The sequence below is a fragment of the Stenotrophomonas sp. YJH_SMC_105-26 genome (assembly GCF_059368915.1).
Genome location: NZ_JCAFSD010000001.1, coordinates 800,312 through 824,647, shown reverse-complemented (window position 1 = coordinate 824,647; position 24,336 = coordinate 800,312). Strand labels below are relative to the sequence as shown.

At 66.9% G+C, this 24,336-nt stretch carries 17 protein-coding genes; 8 read left to right on the top strand and 9 right to left on the bottom strand.

Going from position 1 to position 24,336, the window contains the following annotated elements:
- Positions 1–233 precede the first annotated feature (233 nt).
- Positions 234–2,669: a TonB-dependent receptor domain-containing protein gene (locus AC5P7F_RS03850; RefSeq protein ID WP_164077436.1), complete on the bottom strand. Its 2,436-nt coding sequence runs from the start codon at positions 2,667–2,669 to the stop codon at positions 234–236.
- Between the two features lie 217 nt (positions 2,670–2,886).
- Between AC5P7F_RS03850 and AC5P7F_RS03845 the strand changes: the two genes are divergently transcribed.
- From AC5P7F_RS03845 to AC5P7F_RS03830, 4 genes are all read left to right on the top strand, one after another.
- Complete coding sequence (locus AC5P7F_RS03845) at positions 2,887–3,369, top strand: DUF3574 domain-containing protein (protein ID WP_032957546.1); 483 nt, start codon at positions 2,887–2,889, stop codon at positions 3,367–3,369.
- A gap of 36 nt (positions 3,370–3,405) precedes the next feature.
- On the top strand, positions 3,406–4,263 hold the full coding sequence (locus AC5P7F_RS03840; protein WP_164077435.1) for an SH3 domain-containing protein: 858 nt from the start codon (positions 3,406–3,408) through the stop codon (positions 4,261–4,263).
- Positions 4,264–4,371: 108 nt separating this feature from the next.
- Positions 4,372–6,090, top strand: coding sequence for a thiamine pyrophosphate-dependent enzyme (locus AC5P7F_RS03835; protein WP_164077434.1), 1,719 nt, complete (start codon positions 4,372–4,374; stop codon positions 6,088–6,090).
- 629 nt (positions 6,091–6,719) lie between these two features.
- On the top strand, positions 6,720–8,330 hold the full coding sequence (locus tag AC5P7F_RS03830; RefSeq protein WP_111205398.1) for a SulP family inorganic anion transporter: 1,611 nt from the start codon (positions 6,720–6,722) through the stop codon (positions 8,328–8,330).
- A 165-nt stretch (positions 8,331–8,495) separates the two neighbouring features.
- Here AC5P7F_RS03830 and AC5P7F_RS03825 read toward each other — a convergent pair whose 3' ends face one another.
- Positions 8,496–9,206, bottom strand: coding sequence for a glutathione S-transferase (locus tag AC5P7F_RS03825; RefSeq protein ID WP_053495831.1), 711 nt, complete (start codon positions 9,204–9,206; stop codon positions 8,496–8,498).
- A gap of 171 nt (positions 9,207–9,377) precedes the next feature.
- Here AC5P7F_RS03825 and AC5P7F_RS03820 point away from each other — a divergent pair, with 171 nt between their 5' ends.
- The 3 genes from AC5P7F_RS03820 (at position 9,378) to AC5P7F_RS03810 (ending at position 13,605) form a co-directional block, all read left to right on the top strand.
- Entirely contained in the window at positions 9,378–10,199 is an 822-nt protein-coding gene (locus AC5P7F_RS03820) for a DUF3014 domain-containing protein (protein WP_014648183.1), read from the top strand.
- Positions 10,200–10,380: 181 nt separating this feature from the next.
- Positions 10,381–12,966 (top strand): ATP-dependent chaperone ClpB, encoded by a 2,586-nt coding sequence (gene clpB / locus AC5P7F_RS03815; protein ID WP_012481080.1) that lies wholly within the window; start codon positions 10,381–10,383, stop codon positions 12,964–12,966.
- 93 nt (positions 12,967–13,059) lie between these two features.
- Positions 13,060–13,605, top strand: a complete 546-nt coding sequence (locus AC5P7F_RS03810) for a hypothetical protein (RefSeq protein ID WP_239510499.1) — start codon at positions 13,060–13,062, stop codon at positions 13,603–13,605.
- A 39-nt stretch (positions 13,606–13,644) separates the two neighbouring features.
- Here AC5P7F_RS03810 and AC5P7F_RS03805 read toward each other — a convergent pair whose 3' ends face one another.
- The 3 genes from AC5P7F_RS03805 to AC5P7F_RS03795 all read right to left on the bottom strand — a co-directional run bounded on the left by AC5P7F_RS03805 (position 13,645) and on the right by AC5P7F_RS03795 (position 16,609).
- Positions 13,645–14,445: a MipA/OmpV family protein gene (locus tag AC5P7F_RS03805; RefSeq protein ID WP_046432175.1), complete on the bottom strand. Its 801-nt coding sequence runs from the start codon at positions 14,443–14,445 to the stop codon at positions 13,645–13,647.
- Between the two features lie 140 nt (positions 14,446–14,585).
- Complete coding sequence (locus AC5P7F_RS03800) at positions 14,586–15,875, bottom strand: ATP-binding protein (RefSeq protein ID WP_164077285.1); 1,290 nt, start codon at positions 15,873–15,875, stop codon at positions 14,586–14,588.
- Positions 15,872–16,609, bottom strand: a complete 738-nt coding sequence (locus AC5P7F_RS03795) for a winged helix-turn-helix domain-containing protein (protein ID WP_014648178.1) — start codon at positions 16,607–16,609, stop codon at positions 15,872–15,874. Before AC5P7F_RS03795 ends, AC5P7F_RS03800 begins: the two co-directional genes overlap by 4 nt.
- 179 nt (positions 16,610–16,788) lie before the next feature.
- Between AC5P7F_RS03795 and AC5P7F_RS03790 the strand changes: the two genes are divergently transcribed.
- Positions 16,789–18,075, top strand: coding sequence for an O-acetylhomoserine aminocarboxypropyltransferase/cysteine synthase family protein (locus AC5P7F_RS03790; protein WP_142235257.1), 1,287 nt, complete (start codon positions 16,789–16,791; stop codon positions 18,073–18,075).
- A gap of 423 nt (positions 18,076–18,498) precedes the next feature.
- Here AC5P7F_RS03790 and ybaL read toward each other — a convergent pair whose 3' ends face one another.
- The 4 genes from ybaL to AC5P7F_RS03770 form a co-directional block, all read right to left on the bottom strand.
- A complete protein-coding gene (ybaL, locus tag AC5P7F_RS03785; protein WP_041863753.1) occupies positions 18,499–20,196 on the bottom strand; it encodes a YbaL family putative K(+) efflux transporter in 1,698 nt (565 codons plus the stop codon).
- Between the two features lie 194 nt (positions 20,197–20,390).
- On the bottom strand, positions 20,391–21,272 hold the full coding sequence (locus tag AC5P7F_RS03780) for an XVIPCD domain-containing protein (protein WP_053091798.1): 882 nt from the start codon (positions 21,270–21,272) through the stop codon (positions 20,391–20,393).
- Between the two features lie 9 nt (positions 21,273–21,281).
- On the bottom strand, positions 21,282–21,590 hold the full coding sequence (locus AC5P7F_RS03775; RefSeq protein WP_005418535.1) for a hypothetical protein: 309 nt from the start codon (positions 21,588–21,590) through the stop codon (positions 21,282–21,284).
- Positions 21,591–21,869: 279 nt separating this feature from the next.
- Positions 21,870–24,257, bottom strand: coding sequence for a TonB-dependent receptor plug domain-containing protein (locus AC5P7F_RS03770; RefSeq protein WP_014648176.1), 2,388 nt, complete (start codon positions 24,255–24,257; stop codon positions 21,870–21,872).
- Positions 24,258–24,336 lie beyond the last annotated feature (79 nt).

Genomic DNA, 24,336 nt, shown 5'->3' with positions numbered 1-24,336 from the left:
GACCAGCCTGCCAGCCTGGGCGTGTACGTGGGGTCGAGGGCAGGCTGCGGATCAGCTTCGGTGGGTGCCGACCGTTGGTCGGCACGGCAGGTCAGCCTGCATCCAGCCCAAACAGCGCGGACCAACGGTCCGCACCCACCCAAAGCAGATCCGCACCCGGATCACGAAGTTGCCGGCCAGCGGCCGGCACTACCGTGTCGTGCGGACCAACGGTCCGCACCCACCCAATGCGATCAGAACGTATAGCGGACGCGGCCGTGGTAGTACGCGCCGTTGCTGCCGATCGGCGACAGCACGTCGTACGGCAGGTTGCCGAAGTAGTGGATATCGCTGTTGGATCGATCCGGGTAGTTGTCGGTCAGGTTCTGGCCGCCGATGGCCACGCTCCATTGCGGGGTAATGCGGTACTCGACTTCGGCATCCAGCTGCCATTCGGCCTGGTAGGTCTGGCGCGGGATGTAGCCATCACCGAAGTTGAACACCCGGGTGGCGCTGCCGTAACGGTTCACGCGGGTGCTCAGCGACCAGTGGTCGTTGCTCCAGGCGGCCGAGAAGCTGCCACGCGTGCGCGGGGTGGCATCGGTCAGGGTGTTGGTCTCCTCGATGCCGAACAGTACGTAGTCCGGGTTCAGCGCGCGCAGCTGCGCCGGCGTGGCCAGCACATTCTTCAGCGTGGTCTTGGTGTAGGCGTAGGTGCCGGTCAGCAGCAGCTGGCCATCGCCCAGCGACTGCCGCCAGTTGCTTACCAGCTCGGCGCCACGGGTGCGGGTATCGGCGGCATTGACGAAGAAGCTGGCGCTCTGCAGGCCACTGACGCCGTAGCTGGCGGCCACGTAATCGGTCAGCGCATCGCCGGTGATGCTCTCCGACAGCGCGATGCGGTCGTCGATATCGATCTGGAAGAAGTCCAGCGACAGGTCGAAATGCTCGCCGATGCGGCTGGTGAAGCCCAGCGAGGTGTTGATCGACTTCTCCGGCTTCAGGTTCTGCGCACCCAGGCCACGCGCGATCGGATTGTTGACCGACAGCAGCCGGCCCTGCACCAGCTGGCCGCCGGCGTTGTAGCCGGTGGAGGTGGATTCGTAGCCGATCTGCGCCAGCGACGGAGCGCGGAAATTGTTGGAGATGGCACCGCGCAGTGCGAACGCCGGGGTGAATTCGTAGCGCAGGCCGAGCTTGCCGGTCAGTTCGCCGCCAAAGTCGTCGTTGTGCTCGTAGCGCGCGGCCAGGTCGGTGGAGAACTTCTCGCCGAACTGGCTGGACAGGCTGGCATAGGCGCTGGCCACGTCGCGCGACAGGGTGGCGGCGTCCTGTGGGGTCAGGCCGCCACCGGCCTGCGAGCCGGTCGGGCGGTCGGTGTACGGGCCCGCCGCATAGCTGGCCGGGTCGCCGGGGCGGGTCTGGTAGCGCTCATGGCGCGCTTCCACGCCCAGGCCCAGCGTGTGGCTGATGCTGTCGCTCTGGGTGAACACGCGGCTCAGATCGAGGTTGCCCACGGTCTGCGCGTACTCGTAGTCGGCGGTCTTGAAGCGGGTCGGGCTGGTCGGGCCCAGCGATGCGTTGAGCGAATCACGCAGGCGGTAGGTGAAGTCGTTCTGGCCGTAATCCAGGCTGCTGTCGTAGCTCCACTCGCCCCACTGCCCGCGCACGCCGGCCACGGCCTGCACGTCGCGGTTCTCGCCTTCGGAAATGGGCCGGTAACCGTTCGGATAGACCTGCTTCCAGTTGGCCTCGCCATCGGGATAGCGGAAGTAGTTGGCGCCTTCGGTGTCACGCTGGTTGAAGGTACCGAACGCGTAGAACGTCGAGGTCTGTCCCACCGGGATCTCGGTGTTCAGCCACAGGTTGATGTCCTTGCTCTTGCCATCGCCCAGCACGTAGTTGCGCTTGCCCTGCAGCGCCAGGTTGTCCGGCGTCTGGTCCCACGGCGGAATCTGGTCGAAGCCGGCGCGGTTGGTGCCGTTGCGGTGCTTGTATTCCAGGCCGACGCGCAGGAAGCCGCCGTCCTCGCCCAGCGAAGTACCGACCTTGGCGCTGATGTTGCCGGTCTGGCCATCGGTGAGGGTGCGGCCGATCGGCTTGAGGTCGGTGTGGTTGGCACCGTAGCTGGCCTCGATCTCGCCGCCGTCGCCGTCGTTGTCGAGGATCACGTTGATCACGCCGGCCACGGCGTCCGAGCCGTAAAGCGCACCGGCACCGTCGCGCAGCACTTCGATGCGCTTGATCGCGCTGACCGGGATCGCATTGAAATCGACCGGGGTGGTGCCCTTGCCGATCTTGCTGTCGGTGTTGACCAGCGCGGTGTGGTGGCGGCGCTTGCCGTTGACCAGCACCAGCACCTGGTCGGGGGACAGGCCACGCAACTGTGCGGCGCGCACGTGGTCGGCGCCACCGGAGTTGGATTGGCGCGGGAAGTTGAACGACGGCAGCAGCGCCTGCAGCGCGCTGCCCAGTTCGCCGTTGACCACGCCGGCCTTGCGGATGTCCTCGGCGGTGAGCACATCCACCGGCGAGGTGGATTCGAGCACGGTGCGGTCGGCGGCGCGGGTGCCGGTGACGATCACGGTGTCCAGGTTGGTGGCGTCCTGGGCCAGGACCGGGACGGCAGCGGAGGAAAGCGCGAGGGCGATGGCGAGGCCGAGCGGCGACGCGGGCAAGCGGGCGGACATGGAGGGCTCCAGCAACAACGACGACGGGGAAGGGGGGGAGATAGTTTCACTTACATCCATCCGGATGAAGCGATATATTATCTTCGCGTGATGGCCGGTGCCGATGCAAGTCCCTGCCGGTCCGGTATGAGCTGATGCCCGGTTGGCATCAGCACGCCGGGCCGGTGGCGCTGTACGCTGCCGGCTTGCCCTGTCCCCCTTCCCCGGAGCTGTACCGATGAAACACCTTGGCCTCGTCTTCGCCGTGCTGCTGGCCACCAGTGGCTGCGCCAGCCTGTCTTCGCAGGCGCCCAGCGCCTATGCCACGGCCACCACCGCCGAACTGAAGGGCGATGCCGCCCGCCCTTCCGCCGGCCATGGCTGGGTGCGCAGCGAGCTGTACTTCGGCGTAGGCGAGGAGCAGGGGGCCGGCAACCGCCCGCAGGCCGACACCATCAGCGACGCGCAGTGGCGCGCCTTCCTTGACAAGGAAGTAACGCCGCGCTTCCCGGACGGCCTGACCGTGTTTGATGCCTACGGCCAGTGGCTGTTCCGCGGCGATGCCGCGCCCAACCGCCTGCGCACCAAGGTGCTGGTGGTGCTGCACGAGGACACCCCGCAGCGCCGCGCCGACATCGAGGCGATCCGCCTGGCGTGGAAGCAGCAGACCAGGCATCAGTCGGTGCTGTGGTCGCGGCAGCCGGTCGAGGTATCGTTCTGAGTTGAAGGTGCCGCCGCGGTGCTGCAGGGAGCAATGATGAACTACAGGGAATGCCTGCTGGGCCTGGCATTGGCAGGCGTACTGGCACCGACGGCGCAGGCGGGTGGGGACGACGGAGAAACGCTGCGCTTCCAGGTGGCCGCGCATGTGCAGGCGCATGCCGATCCGCAGCAGGACGGCAGCATCGCGGTGCAGCTGTCACCGTCAGGCAAGCGCCAGACGCTTGAGGGCGCGGCCGATGCCGACGGCAATTCGCGATGGTCGCTCGAGGATGTCGATTTCGATGGCTACCCGGAACTGGTCGCGCGCGCCTCGGTGGGCATGGTCAACGAAGCGGTGACGGTGTACCGCTTCGATCCGGCCAGTGCCGGGTTCCGCGCGCTGCAGGCCGACACCCACGGCAAGGACAGTTGCGGTGACCTGATGGGGCTGACGGTCGACCGTCCGAGCCGCACGCTGACCAGCAGCTGCCGCAGCGGCCCGATGTGGTACACCGACCAGTACCGGTTTGCAGGCGCGAAGCTCTATCTGTACCGCGCCGAGAGCGTGCTGATGCTGGGCGATACGTTGAACGCCGCGCTGCAGTGGGAACAGACCGGCGAGCAGGGCCCGCTTGCCGTCTGGCGCACCTATGATGCCGCCGGCCGGGTGCTGGAAAGTGCCATCGCCGATGGCCTGGGTGCACCGCCGGATGGACCGTTGCGTGGCCAGCAGGCCACCGTGGTACCCGCGCGGCTGTTCCTGTTCGATCGACCCGGCGCATCCAGCACCAGGCGTTACCTGGTGCAGGGAGACCGCGTGGAGATGCTGGATGAACAGGATGGCTGGGTGAAGCTGCGCTACCGCAACCCGAAGGAGGGCGCGGTGGAGGGCTGGATCAACGTCAACGATTGACTCGATCTCCGCCGGTAGTTTGCCTATCGAGGTGATGTGCGCCTTGCCCACGGAGGCATCACTTCTTCGGGTCTAGCCTCGGATGCTCTCCCCTCGAGGATGTATCCGATGAGCAAGCGCGTTGCCGAGATCGTTGTCGATACCCTGCAGCAGGCGGGCGTCCGCCGCTGTTACGGCATCGTTGGCGATACCTTGAATCACGTCACCGATGCCCTGCACCGCAGTGAAATCGACTGGGTACATGTACGCCACGAAGAAGTGGCCGCCTTCGCTGCCGGCGCCGATTCGCTGGTGAGCGGCGAGTTGACCGCCTGTGCGGGTTCTTGTGGTCCCGGTGGCCTCCACTTCATCAACGGCGTCTTCGAGAGCAATCGCAACCGTGCACCGATGGTACTGATCGCCAGCCAGGTGGTGACCAGTGAGCTGGGCATGGAATTTCCGCAGGAAGTGGACTTCAAGGCGGTGTATGCCAGTTGTTCGGTGTTCTGCGAGCAGGTGCACAGCCCGGAGCAGGCGCGGCGCGTCGTGGCCCTGGCCTGCCAGGCCGCGATCAGCCGCCGTGGCGTGGCGGTGGTGATCCTGCCGGCCGACATCAGCCAGGCCGAGGTGAAGCACGATGTGCCGTTCTCGGTGCACTACACCCAGCCGGTGCTGCGCCCGTCCGATGCCGAGCTGCAGCGCATCACCGAACTGCTGGGGCAGGGCAAGCGCATCGGCATCTATGCCGGTGCCGGTTGCCAAGGCGCGCACGCGCAGCTGCTGGAGCTGGCCCGGCGCCTGCAGGCGCCCATCGCGCATACCTCGCGCGCCAAGGATTTCGTCGAGCCGGACAACCCGTACAACATGGGCATGACCGGCATCTTCGGCATCGAATCCGGCTTCCACACGCTGATGGAGTGCGACACGCTGCTGCTGCTCGGCGCCGATTTCGCCTGGGGCCAGTTCTACCCGGACAAGGCCACGATCATCCAGGTCGACCGCGATGGCAGTCACCTCGGCCGCCGCCACCCGGTGAGCCTTGGCGTGGTCGGTGACATCGCACCGACGCTGGACGCGCTGCTGCCGATGCTGCCGCCGCGCGAGGACAGCAGTTTCCTGGACGAGTGCATCGGGCGTCGCGACAAGGCGCTGAAGAAGCGCGAACAGGAAGAACAGCCGGGCGAGGGTGAATTGATCCACCCGCAGCATCTGACGGCATTGCTGTCGAGGCATGCCAGCGACGATGCGCTGTTCACCGCCGACGGCGGTTCGCCGATGGTGTGGGTGCTGCGCCATATCCGCGTCAACGGCCGCCGCCGCACGCTGACCAGCCTGCTGCACGGCACGATGGCCAACGCGATGCCGCAGGCGCTGGGCCTGCAGAAGGCCTTCCCCGGCCGGCAGGTGATCTCGCTGTCCGGTGATGGTGGCCTGGCGATGCTGCTGGGTGACCTGCTCACGGCAGTGCAGGAGAACCTGCCGATCAAGGTGGTGGTGTTCAACAATGGTTCGCTGAACTTCGTCGAGCTGGAGCAGAAGGTGGAGGGCCTGCTGGACAACTACACCGACCTGAAGAACCCGGACTTCGGCCGCCTGGCCGAGGTCATCGGCTTCCACGGCCGCACGGTAACCCGCAGCGAGGATCTGGAAGAGGCGGTGCTGGATTTCCTGTCCCAGCGCGGCCCGGCGCTGCTGGACGTGCATACCAGCCGCGCGGAGCTGGTGATGCCGCCGCAGATCGAGGCCAAGCAGGTGGCAGGTACGGCGTTGTATGCCGCCAAGGCGGTGTTGAATGGCCGCTTCGACGACGTGAAGCATCTGCTGGTGGACAACTTCCTGAAGAAGTAGGGCGCGATGCAGGGCTGCGCCCTGCACCCGCGGTAGTGCCGGCCGCTGGCCGGCCACTCAGAAGCAACGGCGGCCATCCGTGTGGTAGGTGTCGACCTTGGTCGACACGGTAGATCCACGCCATGCGTGGATGAACGAACGAATGATCGAAATAATCTTCTGTAGAGCCGAGCCATGCTCGGCTCAGAGCCTTCGCGTACAGCGGGCGAGCATGGGCTCGGCACTGCAGCGAGAGCCTGCCTTGGCTTTGGATCTTTTGATCTTCTTCCGTGGCTGCCGCGCGCAGGAAACTGTCAGGGGTCGGTCGGGTGGGCTGCGCAGGACCGTTGGCGCCATGGATGGCGCCATCGAGCCCCCATGGGTGAGGGCGCTTTGCTTGCGAAGCACTGCTTCGCAAGGCCCGAACGCACAGCCGCCAGCGGCTGGGCCGGTCTGGGGATTTACGGCGTGTCCTGCGCAGCCCCCCCGACCGGCCGAACTCGCAATGCCGGTCGACTAACAGTCGACTCTACCCGCGACCAGCCACGAGGGGCCCCGCCGTTGGCTGGAACCCATCATTCCACGACGGAATTGGCGCGCCGGCCCCGCTGGGCCTACCATCGGCGCTCCCCACCCCCACCGCCCCTTCCATGTCCGCTCCCGCTTCCGCCGTACCGCGTCGCTGGTTCGTCGCCGGCGACTTCAACGGCTTCTTCGGCCTGGTCGTCGACAACCTCTCCATCCTCGGCTTCATCGCCATGGCCCTGGTCGGGATCTTCCAGTTCCCCGCCGACGTGGTGTTCGGCCGAATGTTCCCCGGCACCGCCTTTGGCGTGCTGGTCGGCAACCTGCTGTACACCCTGATGGCGCGCCGGCTGGCGGCACGTACCGGCCGCGACGATGTCACCGCCATGCCGCTCGGCCTGGATGCCCCCACCAGCATCGGCATGGCCCTGCTGGTGCTCGGCCCGGCCTTCCTCGCGTTCAAGCAGCAGGGCATGGACCCGCACGCTGCGGGCATCGCCACCTGGCAGCTGGGCATGGCCGCGCTGGTCATCATGGGCGTGCTCAAGTTCGTGCTGTCGTTCTTCGGTGAAGCGGTCACCCGCGCACTGCCGCGAGCTGCGCTGCTGGGTTCCATCGCGGGCATCGCGCTGGTGCTGATGGGCCTGCTGCCGCTGCTGGAAACGCTGCGCTCGCCGCTGGTCGGCTTCACCACGCTGGGCCTGCTGCTGTATGTGCTGATCGCCAAGGGCAAGCTGCCGGTGCGTGGCCCGGGCGTGCTGCTGGCCTTCGTGTTCGGCACCGTGCTGTATTACGGACTTGGCCTGGCCGGGCTGGGCGCGCCCGGCTTCCATGTGCCGGAATGGGTGCCGCCGCAGGTGGTGCTGCCGCTGCCGACGCTGGGCTTCCTTGAGGGCCTGCCGACGGCGATGACCTACCTGCCGCTGCTGCTGCCGTTCGGCCTGCTGATGGTGGTCGGCGGCATCAACGTCTCTGAAAGCGCACGCGCGGCTGGCGATGACTACCGCACCCGCGACATCCTGCTGGTGGAAGCGGTGGCCACGCTGGTGGCGGGTGTCTGTGGCGGTGTCGCGCAGACCACGCCCTACATCGGCCAGCCTGCCTACAAGCACATGGGCGCGCGCAGCGGCTACACGCTGCTGACCGGCCTGTTCGTCGGCATCGGCGGCATGCTCGGCATCATCTCCGGGTTGGTGCAGTGGCTGCCGCTGGCGGTGCTGGCACCGATCATCGTGTACGTGGCCATCGACATCACCACCCAGGCGTTCCAGGCCACGCCGCGCCACCATACCGGCGCGATGGTGTTCGGTTTCCTGCCGTCGGTGGCCTACCTGCTGGCGATCAAGGCGCCCGGCTGGATCGCACCGGACCAGCTGCCGCAGCTGCTGACCAAGCTCGACGGCCATGGCCTGCCCGAGCTGGCGGTGATTTTCACCCTCGGCAACGGCTTCATCATCACCTCGATGCTGTGGATTTCGGCGGTGGCGGCGATGGTCGATGGCCGCCTGCGCCGTGCCTGCGGCTTCCTGCTGGTGGCGGCGGTGCTGACCCTGTTCGGCCTGATCCATTCGGTGGACCCGCGTGGCGGCATCTACCTGCCGTGGGATCTGGACGGGCTGGCACGCATCATCAGCTTGCAGTTCGCCGGCGCCTACGTGGCATTGGCGCTGCTGCTGGGCCTGCTGTCGCTGCAGAAGCAGCCGGTGAAACCGCTGGATGATCGCACCGATCATTGACTGGTGACGCCGGGCATGGCCCGGCGTTACCGCTCCTTCCACTTCTGGTGCTCTGTAGAGCCGAGCCTGCGCTCGGCTGCTCTGAGCCGATCATGGCTCGGCTCTACAGGGGCGTGTTGCAGGCGGCGAATGATCACAGCGCGCTCCGCCGGCCAGCGGCCGGCACTACCGTTCGGCGTCCAGTTCCGGGTAATGGCGGAAGATGCCGTTGGTGTTGAACGGCAACCGCCGCTCAGACGCCAGATAGGCGGCGATGTTGGGTCGTTTCGCCACTCGTTCCTGCAGCGCGCGCAGCCGGGGCAGGGTGGGGCCGAGCGCCTGCATGCGGCGCGGAAACATGTAGTCCAGCCCGCTCAGCAGCTGGAACAGTGACAGATCCACATAGGAGTGCTCGCGCAGTGCATGGCGGCCACCGTTGGCGGCCATCACCTGCTCGAAATAGCCGAGGAACTTGGGCAGGCGCTCGCTGCGCAGTGACGCGGCTCGTGCCCTGGCCTCGGTCTTCTGCTGTTCGTAGTACTTCGATGCGGCGATCGGATGGTGGGTGTCGTGCACCTCGGCTACCAGGTCGGCGATGGTCAACTGCAGTTGCAGCGCCTGCATCCGCCGCGATGCGGCCTGCGGCACCAGGTCCAGCGTCGGGCCGAGGAAATCCAGGATCGCCGCGACCTGCGCGATGACCTGGCGGCCGGCCTTCAGGAACGGCGGCGCAAAGGGCTGTGCCCCTTCGTTGCGACCCTCCAGAAACGGCTGCATCACCGCATCGCCGTGCACCCGCGCCATGTCGATGTAGTCGGCGCCGGCATCTTCCAGCGCCAGGCGCACGAACTCGCCACGGCCCTGGATGCCGGTCCAGTAGTACAGCGCGTACTGCATGGCAGAGTCTCCACGGGACAGGACTCCTAGCCTCGCGCGGGTGGCGCAAAGCAGACGTGAGCGCGGCCTTGCTGCAGGTCTCAACCCGAACGGCAGCGGAACAGGCGGGGAACCGGCTGCACTCGATGGGGTCACACCTTCTCCATTGCGTGTGAAACGAGGTGCTGCATCATGCAGAGTGGAAAGGCGGTCTGGCCCTGGGTGTTGGGTGTGGTGGTGATCGGTGGCGCGGGCGGCTGGTTGTTCCGCGATCAGCTGAAGAGCCTGGCCGACGGTGTCCCGGTGCCGGTGCAATCAACCCCTGCCAGTACCAGTGCACCGGCACAACCGCAGGCGGCCGCAGAGCCCGCGCCAGCACCACCATCGATCAGGCATCCGCTGGATACCGAGGCCGCCGCCGACCCGGCGCTGCCGAAACTGGCTGACAGCGACGCCGCGGCCTGGGGCGCACTGAGCCAGCTGTTCCAAGGCGAGGGGCCGCTGACCCTGCTGCTGCGTGATCACCTGATCCAGCGCCTGGTCACCCAGGTCGACAACCTGGACAAGCCCAGCGTGCCGCCGACCGCGCTGGCCGCGCGGCCGCTGCCGGGCAACCTGCAGGTCGATACGGGCGAAGGCGGCGAACGCATCGCCGCCAGCAATGCGGCACGCTATGCGCCTTACGTACAGGCGTTCACTGCGCTGGACCCGGCGGCAACGGCTACCGCTTACAAGCGCTTCTATCCGCTGATCCAGCAGGCCTATGCCGACCTTGGCCGGCCCGAGGGCTATTTCAACGACCGCCTGGTCATGGTGATCGACCACCTGCTGGACACCCCGGAACTGGCCCAGTCGCCGCTGGTGCAGCGCGATGAGCGCGGCCGCTATCGCTTCGTCGATCCCACCCTGCAGTCACGCTCGATCGGGCAGAAGGCCCTGCTACGCATGGATCCTGCACAGGCGCGGGCGATCAAGCAGCAGCTGCGGGCGATCCGCAGCGCGATCACCCGCTGAGCCCGTCCACCGTGCGGAACTGATCGGGATCAACGCGCCGACTACACGCGCTCCGGCATGCTGGCCGCAGGCTGACTGGCCCCGGGGTGCAGTCGCAGCCACCCTTGAAACCGGGTGGGGCAACCGCATCTTTCCAGCATTGCCGGCCCAGGCCGGCCCTGAAGACCGATGAGGATTCGCAATGCGGATGGACAAGCTCACCTCGCGTTTCCAGCAGGCGCTGGCAGACGCACAGTCGTTGGCCGTGGGCCGCGACAACAGCATCATCGAACCGGTTCACCTGTTCAGCGCGCTGCTGGACCAGCAGGGTGGCAGCACGCGCCCGCTGCTGGCCCAGGCCGGGGTGAACGTGCCGGTGCTGCGCGAGCGCCTGACCGAGGCGCTGGACGCACTGCCCAAGGTATCCGGCCAGGCCGGCAACGTCTCGATGGGCAACGATCTGGGGCGCCTGCTGAACCAGACCGACAAGCTGGCGCAGCAGCACGGGGACGCCTTCATTGCGAGCGAGTGGTTCGTGCTGGCGGCGCTGGACGATGGCGGCACGCTGGGCATGGCGCTGCGCGCCGCTGGTGCCGACAAGACGCGCCTGCAGGCGGCGATCGACAAGCTGCGTGGCGGCGAGAACGTGCAGTCGGAGAATGCCGAGGAGCAGCGGCAGGCGCTGGAGAAGTACACCATCGACCTGACCGCGCGGGCCGAGAGCGGCAAGCTCGACCCGGTGATCGGCCGTGACGAGGAAATCCGCCGCACCATCCAGGTGCTGCAGCGCCGGACCAAGAACAACCCGGTGCTGATCGGCGAACCCGGCGTGGGCAAGACCGCGATCGTGGAAGGGCTGGCCCAGCGCATCATCAACGACGAAGTACCCGAGGGCCTGCGCGGCAAGCGCGTGCTGTCGCTGGACATGGGCGCGCTGATCGCCGGGGCCAAGTTCCGCGGCGAATTCGAGGAGCGCCTGAAGGGTGTACTCAACGACCTGGCCAAGAACGAAGGCCAGATCATCCTGTTCATCGATGAACTGCACACCATGGTCGGCGCGGGCAAGGCCGATGGCGCGATGGATGCCGGCAACATGCTGAAGCCGGCGCTGGCACGCGGCGAGCTGCACTGCATCGGTGCGACCACGCTGGACGAATACCGCAAGTACATCGAGAAGGACGCTGCGCTGGAGCGCCGCTTCCAGAAAGTGTTCGTCGGTGAGCCGTCGGTGGAGGACACCATCGCGATCCTGCGCGGGCTGAAGGAAAAGTACGCCGTGCACCACGGGGTGGAGATCACCGACCCGGCCATCGTGGCCGCCGCCACGCTGTCCAACCGCTACATCACCGATCGCCAGCTGCCGGACAAGGCCATCGACCTGATGGACGAGGCGGCCTCGCGCCTGCGCATGGAGATCGACTCCAAGCCGGAGGAGCTGGATCGCCTGGAACGCCGGGTGATCCAGCTGAAGATCCAGCGCGAGATGCTGAAGAAGGAAAAGGACGAAGCCTCGCGGCAGCGGCTGGCCGACCTGGAGAACGACATCGACGGGCTGGAGCGCGAGTTCTCCGACCTCAATGAAATCTGGAAGTCGGAGAAGGCTGCGCTGCAGGGCGCCACCAAGATCAAGGAGCAGGTCGAGCAGGCCAAGCTGGAACTGGAAGCCGCGCAGCGCCGCCAGGATTTCGCCAAGATGAGCGAGATCCAGTACGGCCTGTTGCCGCAGCTGGAAAAGCAGCTGGCCGCGGCCCAGGAAGCCGAGCACAAGGACTTCAAGCTGGTGCAGGACCGGGTCACCGACGAGGAGATCGCCGAGGTCGTGTCGCGCTGGACCGGCATTCCGGTCAACAAGATGCTCGAAGGCGAGCGCGACAAGCTGCTGCGCATGGAAGAAGTGCTGCACAACCGTGTGGTCGGCCAGGAGGAAGCGATCAAGGTCGTCTCCGATGCCGTGCGCCGTTCGCGTGCAGGCCTGTCCGATCCGAACCGTCCGGCCGGCTCGTTCCTGTTCCTCGGCCCGACCGGCGTCGGCAAGACCGAGCTGTGCAAGTCGCTGGCCGAATTCCTGTTCGACAGCGCCGACGCGATGATCCGCATCGACATGAGCGAATTCATGGAGAAGCACAGCGTCGCCCGCCTGATCGGCGCCCCCCCGGGTTACGTGGGCTACGAGGAAGGCGGCTACCTGACCGAGGCGGTGCGCCGTCGCCCGTACTCGCTGATCCTGCTGGACGAAGTGGAGAAGGCGCATCCGGATGTGTTCAACATCCTGCTGCAGGTGCTGGACGATGGCCGCCTGACCGATGGCCAGGGCCGCACCGTGGACTTCCGCAATACCGTCATCGTGATGACCTCGAACCTGGGCTCGCACCAGATCCAGGACATGAGCGCCGACGACAGCCCGGAGGCCTACACGCAGATGAAGGCAGCGGTGATGGGCGTGGTGCAGGCGCACTTCCGTCCGGAGTTCATCAACCGCCTGGACGACATCGTGGTGTTCCACCCGCTGGACAAGCAGCAGATCAAGCAGATCGCGCGCATCCAGATGCGCGGGCTTGAGAAGCGGCTGGCCGAGCGCGGGTTGAAGCTGGCGGTCTCCGATGCGGCGTTCGACCTGCTCGGCAACGTCGGCTTCGATCCGGTGTACGGCGCGCGCCCGTTGAAGCGTGCGATCCAGTCGCAGCTGGAAAACCCGCTGGCGCAGCAGATCCTGTCCGGCGCCTTCGTCAACGGCGATACCATCGAAGTCGGCAACGACGGTGGTCGCCTGGTGTTCGCCAAGGCTTGAACCGGTGGCGCCCCAGCCATGGCTGGGGCGCCATCCGAGCCTTGGCAGCGCACGATGGTCCTGTTTCACTTTCGCAAGGATGAGGAGAACCGCATGGACGTTGCCCGCAGGGCTTCACTCTGCATGACGCTGGCGTTGGCTGCTGTTTGTGGACACGCCGCGGCCGCCGAACAGGTCCAGCTGCCGCCGATGAAGGGCTACCAGCAGGCCCACCAGAGCACCGACGCGCAAGGCAACCGCATCACCGAGTACGTGCCACAGGGCCAGACCGTGCACGACTGGACCGACATGGTCACCGTCAACGATGCGCCGAACAGTGGCCATGTGAGTCCGCGTGAGTTCCTCGGCATCATCGAGGCGGGGTGGCGCATCGCCTGTCCGGCGGCGCAGAGCCACTGGATCCGCGAAGGTGAAGAAGGGGGACGGCCCTTCGCCCTGCTGATGCTCAGCTGCCCGCGGAATCCGGGGACAGGCAAGCCGGAGTTCAACTGGATCAAGGGCGTGCAGGGCAGGCAGGGCTTCCACACCGTGCAGAAGTCGTTCCGCTCCGAGCCGGAGAAGGAGGACGTCGTGCAGTGGATCGGCTGGCTGCGCGAGGTCGGGTTGTGCGGCAACGGCGACGCACCGGCCTGCCGCTGACCGCAGAGGGAAAGGGCGCCCAGCGGCGCCCTTCATGCATCAGAAGCGGTGGGTGTAACCGCTCATCAGCCCGAACTGGTTTGCCTTCTGCACGATCGGGCTGTTGGCCGCATCGCCGAGCAGGCGCGTGCCTTCGGCCGAGATGTACCAGTTGCCGTTGCGGCCCACGCGGTGGCTCCACTTCAGGCCGACACCGGCACTGACCAGGCCGGCCTTCGGCCTGTGCTCGGCGAAGCCCGTGCGTTTGGCCTGTTCCGGGCTGACGCCGTACCAGGTCTGCATGTAGCCGCGGTTGCCGTAGTCGGTGGAAACACTGCCGCTGACCACGCCACCGGCCAGGTCGAACAGCGGCATGCTCAGGTTCAGATGGATCTGCTGGGTGGCCAGGCCGTTCTCGGCCTTGTCCTCGTCCTTGCGGGTGAACTGCCAGGAGCCGCTCAGCACGGCTTCGCCCAGCGTATAACCAGCCGAGACGCCGACCAGGGGACGGGTATCGATATCACCCATGCCGCGCAGGAAGTCCGAACCGCCCAGCAGCGAGTCCTTGTCCTTGCGGATGCCGCTGGCGCCGACATAGGCACGCACGCGCGTGTGCTCGCCGAGGGAGGTGCCCCAGCCGATGCCACTGGTGCCCAGAAACCATCCCCCCGGCGAGGTGACATCAAAGGACAGCGACGGCGTCGCACGATACTCCTCGCTGCCGCTGTAACGCGGTGCCACGCCGCCACCGGCGGCGAGCTCGAAGGTCCAGTGGTCATCCTTGGCGTGGGCGATCGGGGCGGCGAACAGCGGCAACACGGCCAGGCAGAGCAGGGCGGGGGAACGGCGAAGCTGGGACATGGAAACTCTCGGCAATGGGAGGAAAGCAGCGCGCGCATCCGGCGAGTGCTGCAGGGTTGCCAGCGTGGCGATATGCCGGCGACCGATCCGTCCGCAGTTGTGCGGGAGTTGTAATCAACTGTAATCGCGCCCTTGGGCGTTCAGCTGGCAGCCAGCGGCCAGTGCATTTCCAGGCGCGCGCCGCCCAGCGTGGCGCGACTGATGCGCAGCTCGCCGCCGTGGCGGGCTGCAATGCGGCCGACAATGGCCAGGCCCAGGCCGAAGCCGCCGGTATCGCGGCTGCGGCTGTCGTCCAGGCGGGTGAACGGGCGCATCACCTTCTCCCGATCGGCTTCGGCGATGCCCGGGCCGTCATCGTCCACGCGCAGGCAGGCGCGGCCGCTGATACCGACCAGCGAGACCTCCACCTGCGAACGCGCGTGGCGCAGCGCATTGCCGACCAGGTTGCTCAGCGCCAGCTGCAACAGGCGTGGCTCGGCATCCACTCGCGGCAACGCGCTGGGCTGCACGCGCAGGACAATGCCGGCACGTTCGGCATCGCGGCGGGCATCGGCCAGGCAGGCCTGCAGCCAGTCGTTGGCTTCGATGCGCTGCATCGGTTCGCCCTCGCTGGGATGCTCCAGCCGTTCGTAGGCCAGCAGTTCGCTGACCAGCCGGTTGAGCTCGGCCAGGTCGCCGTGCAGGCCCTGCGCCAGCCGTTCGCGGCGTTCGCGGTCATCGCTGTCCTGCATCAGGTCCAGGCCGAAGGCCACCCGCGCGATGGGCGTGCGCAGTTCGTGTGAAATGGCATGGGTCAGGTCGCGCTGGCGCTGCACCAGTTCGGCCACGCGTGCCGCCATGCGGTTGGAGTGTTCGACGATGACCCGGATCTGCGAGCGGGGCGAAACCTGCGCACGTGCCTGCAGGTCGCCGGAACCGATGCGGTCGGCGTGCCGGCGCAGTGCTTCCAGGTCGCGCCAGAGCAGGCGCACCCAGGCATACAGGCTGGCGCCCACCAGCAGCAGGATGCTGAGGTAGGCGGCGATGGTCATGTACGTCGTCATCTGCACCGCGCCGGGCAGGCGCAGGTGCAGCCAGCGGCCGCCGATGCCGTCGATGGGCAGCAGCACCTGCTGGTACTGATCGCGCACGACGAAGCCATCGGCCTTCACGGCCTCCTGTTCCTGCGCGTCGAGCGCGGGAGGTTTGTCGAGCAGGGTCAGGTCGATGCCGTAGTGTGGCTGCCACTGTTGCAGGCGCTCACGCTGCTGGATGGCGTCCAGGCCGGCCAGGCCACTGCGCAGGGCGTACACCTGCCCGCGCACCTGCTGCACGAACACGCGATCCTGCACGGGCGTGTAGATGCCATCCAGGATGTGGTTGAGAAAGAACACCGACACCAGGAAGCAGGCGCCGGTGATGAACCACAGCCACAGGAACAGCCGCTTCATTCCGACCAGGCCGCAGGATTGAACTGGTAGCCGCGCCCCCACACGGTCTTGATCCGCCGCGGTTCGCGCGCATCGTCGCCGAGCTTGCGGCGCAGCTTGCCGATGCAGACGTCGACGCTGCGGTCCAGACCGTCGAAGCCGATGCCGCGCACCGCCTGCAGGATCTGGTCGCGCGACAGGATCTGCCCCGGCTGGCTGGCCAGCAGCCACAGGATCTCGAATTCCGTGGTGCCCAGCTCGACCGGCTGGCCGTGCAGGTGCACCTCGCGCTGCATGCGATCGATCAGCAGCTCACCATGCATCAGCCGGCTGGGCGTGCCGGTATTGCTGCTGCCGTGGCGGCGGCGCAGCAGGGCGCGCAGGCGGGCCAGCAGCAGGCGTGGCTCGATCGGCTTGTGCACATAGTCATCGGCACCCGATTCCAGGCCCAGCACCTGCTCGATGTCGTCCTCACAGGCGGTCAACATCAGGATCGGCACATCGGAGAAGCTGCGGATCTGCCGGCACACATCGATGCCCCCCAGGCCGGGCAGCATCAGGTCCAGCACCACCAGTTCCGGTGCATGCTGGCGGCAGGCGGCGCTGGCGAGGTCGCCGCGTGCCACGTGCTGCACGGCGAAGCCATGTTCGTGGAGATAGTCGCTGACCAGTTCGGCCAGGCGACGGTCGTCCTCCACCAGCAGGACCGACGTGGGCGAACTGCTGGCAGGGGGAGTCCAGGGGGATGGCTGCATGCGTGGGGCCTCCGTTCCCAGGCAGGAGCGCCCGGCGGCGCAGCCTAGCAACGCCCCATGACGACTGCCTGAATCGCGGCCAACCTGATAACCGCGGGTACGGACGTCATCGCCAGCGGCTTTCAGCAGGCGGCCCCGGCTGGCCTATGGTGGCGGTTTCCCGGATGGAGCCTGGTGCAATGAGCGACCCGCAGTGGCAACTGGAAACCCTGGCCGTGCACGGCGGTTACCGTCCCGACCCGACCACCCGCGCGGTGGCGGTGCCGATCTATCAGACCGTGGCGTATGCCTTCGATGACACCCAGCACGGCGCCGACCTGTTCGACCTGAAGGTGCCGGGCAACATCTACACGCGCATCATGAACCCCACCACCGACGTGCTGGAGCAGCGCCTGGCCGCGCTGGAAGGCGGCATCGGCGCGCTGGCGCTGGCCTCGGGGCAGGCCGCGATCACCTATGCCATCCAGACCATCGCCGAGGCCGGCGACAACATCGTCGCCTCCAGTGCGCTCTACGGTGGCAGCCTCAACCTGCTGGCGCACACGCTGCCGCAGTACGGCATCCAGGCGCGCTTTGCCGATCCGGCCGACCCGGCCGCGTTCGCCACGCTGATCGACGACCGCACCAAGGCGGTGTTCGTCGAATCCATCGGCAACCCGCGCGGCAATGTCACCGACATCGCTGCGATCGCCGAGGTCGCGCATGCCGCGGGCGTGCCGCTGATCGTCGACAACACCGTGGCCACACCGTTCCTGCTGCGCCCGTTCGAGCACGGCGCCGACATCGTGGTGCATTCGCTGACCAAATACCTCGGGGGACACGGCAACAGCCTGGGCGGCGCGATCATCGATTCCGGCCGCTTCGACTGGACCGCACAGCCCCAACGCTTCGCACGGCTCAACCAGCCCGACCCCAGTTACCACGGCGTGGTCTATACCGAAGCCCTGGGGCCAGCGGCCTACATCGGCCGCGCGCGGGTGGTGCCGCTGCGCAATACGGGCGCTGCGTTGTCGCCGTTCAACGCGTTCCTGATCCTGCAGGGCATCGAGACCCTGGCCCTGCGCATGGAACGCATCAATGCCAATGCGCTGGCCGTTGCGCAGTTCCTGAAGGCGCATGCCAGGGTAGCCTGGGTGCGCTACGCCGGACTGGCCGACGACCCCGAGCATGCCGCCGCGCAGCGCTATCTGGGTGGACACGGCTCGGGCGTACTGACCTTCGGTCTGCCCGGTGGGCGCGAGGCCGGCGCCCGCTTCCTCGATGCGCTGAAGCTGTTCACCCGCCTGGTCAACCTGGGGGATGCGAAGTCACTGGCCACCCATCCGGCTTCGACCACGCATCGCCAGCTGGATGCAGCGGAGCTGGCCAAGGCCGGTGTCAGCGAGGACACCGTGCGGCTGTCGATCGGCATCGAGCACATCGGCGACCTGCGCGCGGACCTGGAACAGGCCCTGGCCGGCGCCTGATAGCTGCGCGCTTGGTCGTCATCGCCACAGGCGATCACCGCCGGCACCGCGATGGGTTACGGTGGAACTGCCTCTCCAAGGCGTGGCAACGTGGCGATCCAGATCCCCGGTCGATGCGGGTCGACCGGAGATTTTTTGTTTCCGGGGTCAGATCCGTTTTCCTGTGGAAAACGGATCTGACCCCGCGCGCCGCCGTGTCGACCAAGGTCGACATCCACCAACAGCAGCGGGGAACTGTCGAAGGCGGGGTGGGTCCGGTTGCGGGAGTGTCCGCGGCATGGATGCCGCGGCCAAGCCCCCATGGAAGGGTTTACGGCGTCTCCCGCAATCGGACCCACCCCGCCATCCCACGCTATGCCCGCTTTTGCCGTTGCCGTTGTTTCGGCAGGTGCAGGGCTGCAAGCCCTGCCGCACGCACACCCCTCACACCACCGGAATGCTGTGCTGCCCCAGGTTCCGGTACGGCGGCGTGGACATGATCATCTCCGCCAGCGAATACGCCAGCTCGCGCTCGGCCATCACCGTGCCATCGGCGCCGTGCTCCAGCAGATGCTTCACCTCGGCATCGCTGTGCGCGCGCGCCAGCAGGGTCAGGTCCGGATTGATCGCCCGCAGCTTGGCCAGCGCCTCACCGGCTTCCAGCGGCTGCGGAATCGCCAGCACCGCGATCTTGGCGCGCTCCGGATGGGCCTCGGCCAGCACCCGGTCGGCGGCGGCACTGCCGCGGATCGCCGCCAGGCCCTTGGCATGTGCCTGCTCGACGTGCTCCTTGTTGTCATCGATCACCAGCACCGGCACGCCACGGTCGCGCAGCACCTGCGCCAGTTCGCTGCCGACGCGGCCGTAACCGATCACGATGGCGTGGTCATGCAGGTCGCGCGACGGGCCGATCGCTTCGGGCGGCTCGGGTACCTGCGGAGACTGCTCCTGCTTGGCCTGCCAACGGTCCAGCAGGCCGAACACCAGCGGGTTGAGCATGATCGACACCAGCGCGCCGGCCAGCACCAGCGACTGGCCTTCCTTCGGCAGGATCTGCAGCGCCACGCCGAGGCCTGCGATGATGAAGGCGAACTCGCCGATCTGCGCCAGGCTGGCCGAGATGGTCAGCGCGGTGCTGGTCGGGTGGCCGAACGCACGCACGATGAAGAATGCCGCCGCCGACTTGCCGAACATGATGATGGCGACGGTGGCCAGCACCTGCCACGGATGCTGGACGAGGATGTTGGGGTCGAACAGCATGCCGACCGACACAAAGAACAGCACCGCGAACGCATCGCGCAGCGGCAACGAATCATGCGCGGCCTTGTGGCTCAGCTCCGATTCGTTGAGCAGCATGCCGGCGAAGAACGCGCCCAGCGCGAACGAGACGCCGAACAGCATCGCCGAGCCGAACGCCACGCCCAGCGCGATCGCCAGCACCGACAGGGTGAACAGCTCACGCGAACCGGTACCGGCGATGCGCTCGAGGATCCACGGGATGACCCGCCGACCGACCACCAGCATCACCGCCACGAACAGGCCCAGCTGCACGAAGGTCCAGCCGATGTCGGCCAGCACGCTGCCGAGCGAGTGCGATTCCTTGGCCGCGTCAGGACCGAACACACCGGCCATCACCGGCATCATCACCAGCGCCAGCACACAGGCCAGGTCTTCCACGATCAGCCAGCCGACCGCGATCTTGCCGCGCATCGTTTCCAGCAGGCGCCGTTCCTCCATCGCCCGCAGCAGCACCACGGTACTGGCGGTGGCCAGCGAGAAACCGAAGATGACGCCATGGATGGCCGGCCAGCCCATCAGCGAGGCCACGCCCCAGCCGAGCAGGGTGGCCACCGCGATCTGGCCGATGGCGCCGGGGATGGCGATCGCCTTGACCGCCATCAGGTCCTTCAGCGAGAAGTGCAGGCCGACACCGAACATCAGCAGCATCACGCCCAGTTCGGCCAGCTGGTTGGCCAGCGCTTGGTCGGCGACGAAGCCGGGAGTGAACGGGCCTACGCAGATGCCAGCAACCAGGTAACCGACCAGGGGAGACAAGCGGAGCTTGTTGGCCAGCGCGCCGAAGATGAAGGCGAGCCCCAGGCCAACGGCAACGATGTTGATCAGGTCGGTGTCATGGTGCATCGGCACTCGCAGGAAATCGGGGGGATGTCCCGATTTTCACCGATGCGGTCACATACGGCAAACCTGGCCAGCGTATCGGATCGTTGCGTGGGCGGCTTGTACGGGCGAGATATCAAGCCTTGTTGAGAGATGGCAGGCCCTGACGGGCCGAATGGTGCCTACCTATGGGGGGCTCCAGGCGTAGCCGTCGATGATCACACCATCTGCCGGCGCTGGGTCTCTTCCAGGGCAGGCTCGGCCTGCTGCGGCGAGGCGGCCAGCTGCTTGTCCAACTGATGAATCTGCCGCAGCGACTCCGCAACGGGTGGCTGAAGGGCCGTTTCAATGTTGATGTGGGCACGCAGATGGCCCGGGTCATCCAAGGCTCCTTGAATGACGAAGATGTTCTCCGGCCTTGGGGGCTGACCAGCCGGCAAGCCCAATACCACATGGTCGATCCGTTCCAGACCTTGTGCCCGGGCAAGTTGGGTGAGGCTGGCCGCCATGCGTTGGCTGGATTCATCAGATGCGCGACCCAGCGACGCGTCCAGCGCGTGGACGCCGGCGAGTGCCTGCTGGTGAAGCGATGCCGAGGCATCGCTCAGCGATGGGATGCTGGTTTCCGGCCGTTCGGTTGCCGGTTGCGGCTGCGAAGGACTGGTGGGCCGCACGCGCTCTGCCTTGCGAATGGACTCGATCAGCTCCCGCGGTGTATCGGTGAACAGCAGTTCGCCTGCATCCAGGGACTGCCCGGTAACCTTGTTCACGGTACTGGTCGCCCACGATGCGCAGGTATTGCCATATGACCAGGTGACATTTTCGCCCAAGGCCTGGTCAAGTCGCTTGACCTGCTCGGGAGTCAATTCGTAATAGCGTGAGGCCGAAGGTGTGGCCCGGGCTTCCATGCCTTCGCGGATGTCCGAACCTGGGCCATTGTCCTCAACGAGTGGATGGTTGTCTGGCCACAGGCCATGGAACGTCGTATGGCCGTTTCGCGTCACCGAGATCCAGGCGTGGCCGTCCACGAACTGATTGAACGACCCCTGTGTATTGGGGTCTACGTGACTATGGATGCCGAGGACGACCTTGTCGCTCATGGGATGCCCTTACGGAAAAATCTGTGTTTCGCCATCGGCGTACAGCATCACCACGCGCGGCGCCATCAAGGGAATTTCCTGACGGGCCGGGCCAGCAGGTCCGGGCTTCACGTCGCGCCGCAGCATGGTTGTGCATTGGCCGGATATGGGGCAGCGATCAACAACGACTTTCATGGTGTCCCCTTCCACGACATAGCTCATCCCTGCCGCGTAATACATGCTTTCCATCGGTTCATTGAACTGGACCTGGAGCTTCGACGCGGAGAGCTGGGTGACGACGACCGGCTCAAGGCTCGATTTGGAATAGCTGGGTTTCACGTGATCTCCTGAACACCCTGACAGGGGGGCCGCCAGCGCAACCCACGCGAGCGCAGCGTACACATGGCGGCGAGTGATGCAGGCTCTCGTCACGGAGCGGCTCCTTCGTTGGTCCGCTGATTATGCACGGGACGACCTATGAGGCGCGTGCAACAGAGCACAGCCTGGAAACCGGGTGCAGGAGCTGGCAACGGTATACGGTCAGGGCCGCGCCTGCCCCGAGGCCGCGGGCGGGTGTGTGGAGCAGCGCCGGGCAGGGCCCGGCGCACCCATTACCCCTTACCAGGTGTACTTGATCCGCCCGTACACATACGCGCCGTTGAAGCCGAACGGCGAGTAGTTGCTGTACGGCAGCATGCCGAAGGTGGAGTTCTGCAGGTCTTCGGTGCGGTCCGGGTACTTGTCCAGCAGGTTGTCGGCACCCACGGTCAGGGTCCAGTTGCTGCTGGGCTTGTAGCTGGCCGAGGCATCCACCACCCAGGCGTCGCCGTAGGTCTGGTCACGCAGCGCGGTGGCCGAGTTGCGCACGGTGAATTTGCCGTAGCGGGTGGCGGCCAGGCCCAGCTCCCAGTGGTCCGAACGCCAGGTGCCGCTCAGGATCGCCTTGTCGCGCGGGTAGCTGTCCTCGATGCGACCGATCTCATCACGGCCGATCAGCGACTGGGTCAGGCCCAGCGTGCCGAACACCGGCGGGGTGCCGCCAACGCGGCGCACTTCGGTGTCGTTGTAGCTGTATGCCGCGGTCAGCTCCAGGCTGCTGGCGCTGAACGGTACCGTGTAGCTGGAGACGAAGTCGACACCGCGGGTGCGCGTATCCAGGCCGTTGGTGAAGTAGGAGAACGCGGTCACCTGCGGCAGGCCCAGGGTGCCCAGCAGCGCGCTGGTCGCGGCATTGGTGGTGATGCTCGACGACAGCGCGATGCGGTCATCGATGTCGATCTGGTAGGCATCGACGGTGATGTACAGGCGGTCGACCGGCTGCAGCACCAGGCCCAGGCTGTAGGAGGTGGAGGTCTCGGCCTTCAGCGGCGAGGCGCCCAGCGCCTGCGCGGCCTGGCTGGTGGTCGGGAAGGTGCCGCGCTCGACGAATACGCCATTGAGGAACTGGCTGGTCACCGCCTGGTAGCCCTGCTGCGCCAGCGAGGGCGCGCGGAAACCACTGGAGGCGGTGGCCCGCAGCGCCACCTTGTCGGTGAACGCGTAGCGCGCCGACAGCTTGCCCGAGAAGCGGTCGCCGAAGTCCGAATAGTCTTCGTAGCGGCCGGTGATGCCGGCCGAGAACTTGTCGGTCAGGTCCGCTTCCAGGCCGGCGTAGACCGCGTAGTTGTGGCGGTCGGCATGCACTTCATTGGTCGGGGTGAAGCCCGCGAAGCCCTGCGCGCCGCTGCCGGTGTACGAATTCAGTTCGCCCGGGTTCTGGTCCCACTTCTCCTTGCGGTACTCACCGCCGAAGGACAGCGTGACCGGGTAGGCCAGGCCCCAGTCCAGCGACTTGGTCAGATCGGCATTGAAGATGTCCTGCTGGTACTTCAGCGTGCCGTCGTAGAACGAGCGCGGGCTGGTCGCACCCAGGCTGTAGTTGATGCTGTTGCGGGTGTGGAAGTCCAGGGTGTTCTCGCCGTGGTTCAGGCTCAGGTCCCAGGTCCAGCCGTTGTCGGTGTTGCCCTTGACCCCGGCCACCAGCGAGCGGTCCTTGGAATACTGGTTGATCTCCGGCACGTAGCCGTCCGGGTAGGTCTGCGCCAGCAGCGCGCTCTGCCCGCTGTGGTTGCGCGAACGGTAGAACGCGAACGAGGTGATGTCGCGGTTGCTGAGCAGCGCGCTGGCGTAGCCGGTCACGTGGTCGCTGAAGTCGAAGCTGGCGTTGGCCGAGGCCGCGGTGGCATCCACGCGCGGGTCGCCGACGATGAAGGTCTTCTGGCCGATGCTGGGGAAGTTGCCGGTGTTCGGCGTGGTGCCGCGGTACGGGCCGGCGCGGTTGCTCTCGTCCTGCTGGCTGATCTGGCCGGCCACGTGCACGCGGCCGCGGCCGTTGCCGAACTCGACGCCGGTGTCGCCGGACAGCTGGTACTTGTTGCCGTCGCCGGCCGAGTACTGGCCGTAGTCCACTGCCAGGCTGCCGCCACTGCCGCTGCCCTTGAGCACGATGTTGATGACGCCGGCGATGGCGTCCGAGCCGTACTGCGCCGAGGCACCGTCGCGCAGCACTTCCACGCGCTCGATCGCGGCGATCGGGATCGCGTTGATGTCCACCGCCGACGAGCCACGGCCGATGCTGCCGTTGACGTTGATCAGCGCCGAGGTGTGGCGGCGCTTGCCGTTGACCAGCACCAGCACCTGGTCCGGCGACAGGCCGCGCAGCTGCGCCGGGCGCACGCCGCTGGTGCCGTCGGTCAGCGCCGGGCGCGGGAAGTTCAGCGAGGGCAGGGCGCGCGACAGTGCGGTGGCCAGTTCACTGGTACCGGTGGACTGCAGCACTTCGGGGGTGATGATGTCGATCGGCGACTGCGATTCGGCGACCGTGCGGTCGGCCACGCGGGTGCCGGTGACGATCACCGTGTCCAGGGTGTTGGCGGCGGTGCCGGCCTGCTGTGCAGCGGCGACGAACGGAGAGCCACCGAGTGCGACAGCGACGGCGGCGGCGATCAGGCGGGTCTTGCGGGTCATCGGGATGGGCTCCGGTTGGCGGGGGCGGCACCGGAATCGACATCACGAGCGTGAGGCGGACGGCGGTTGTTGCGGTGCG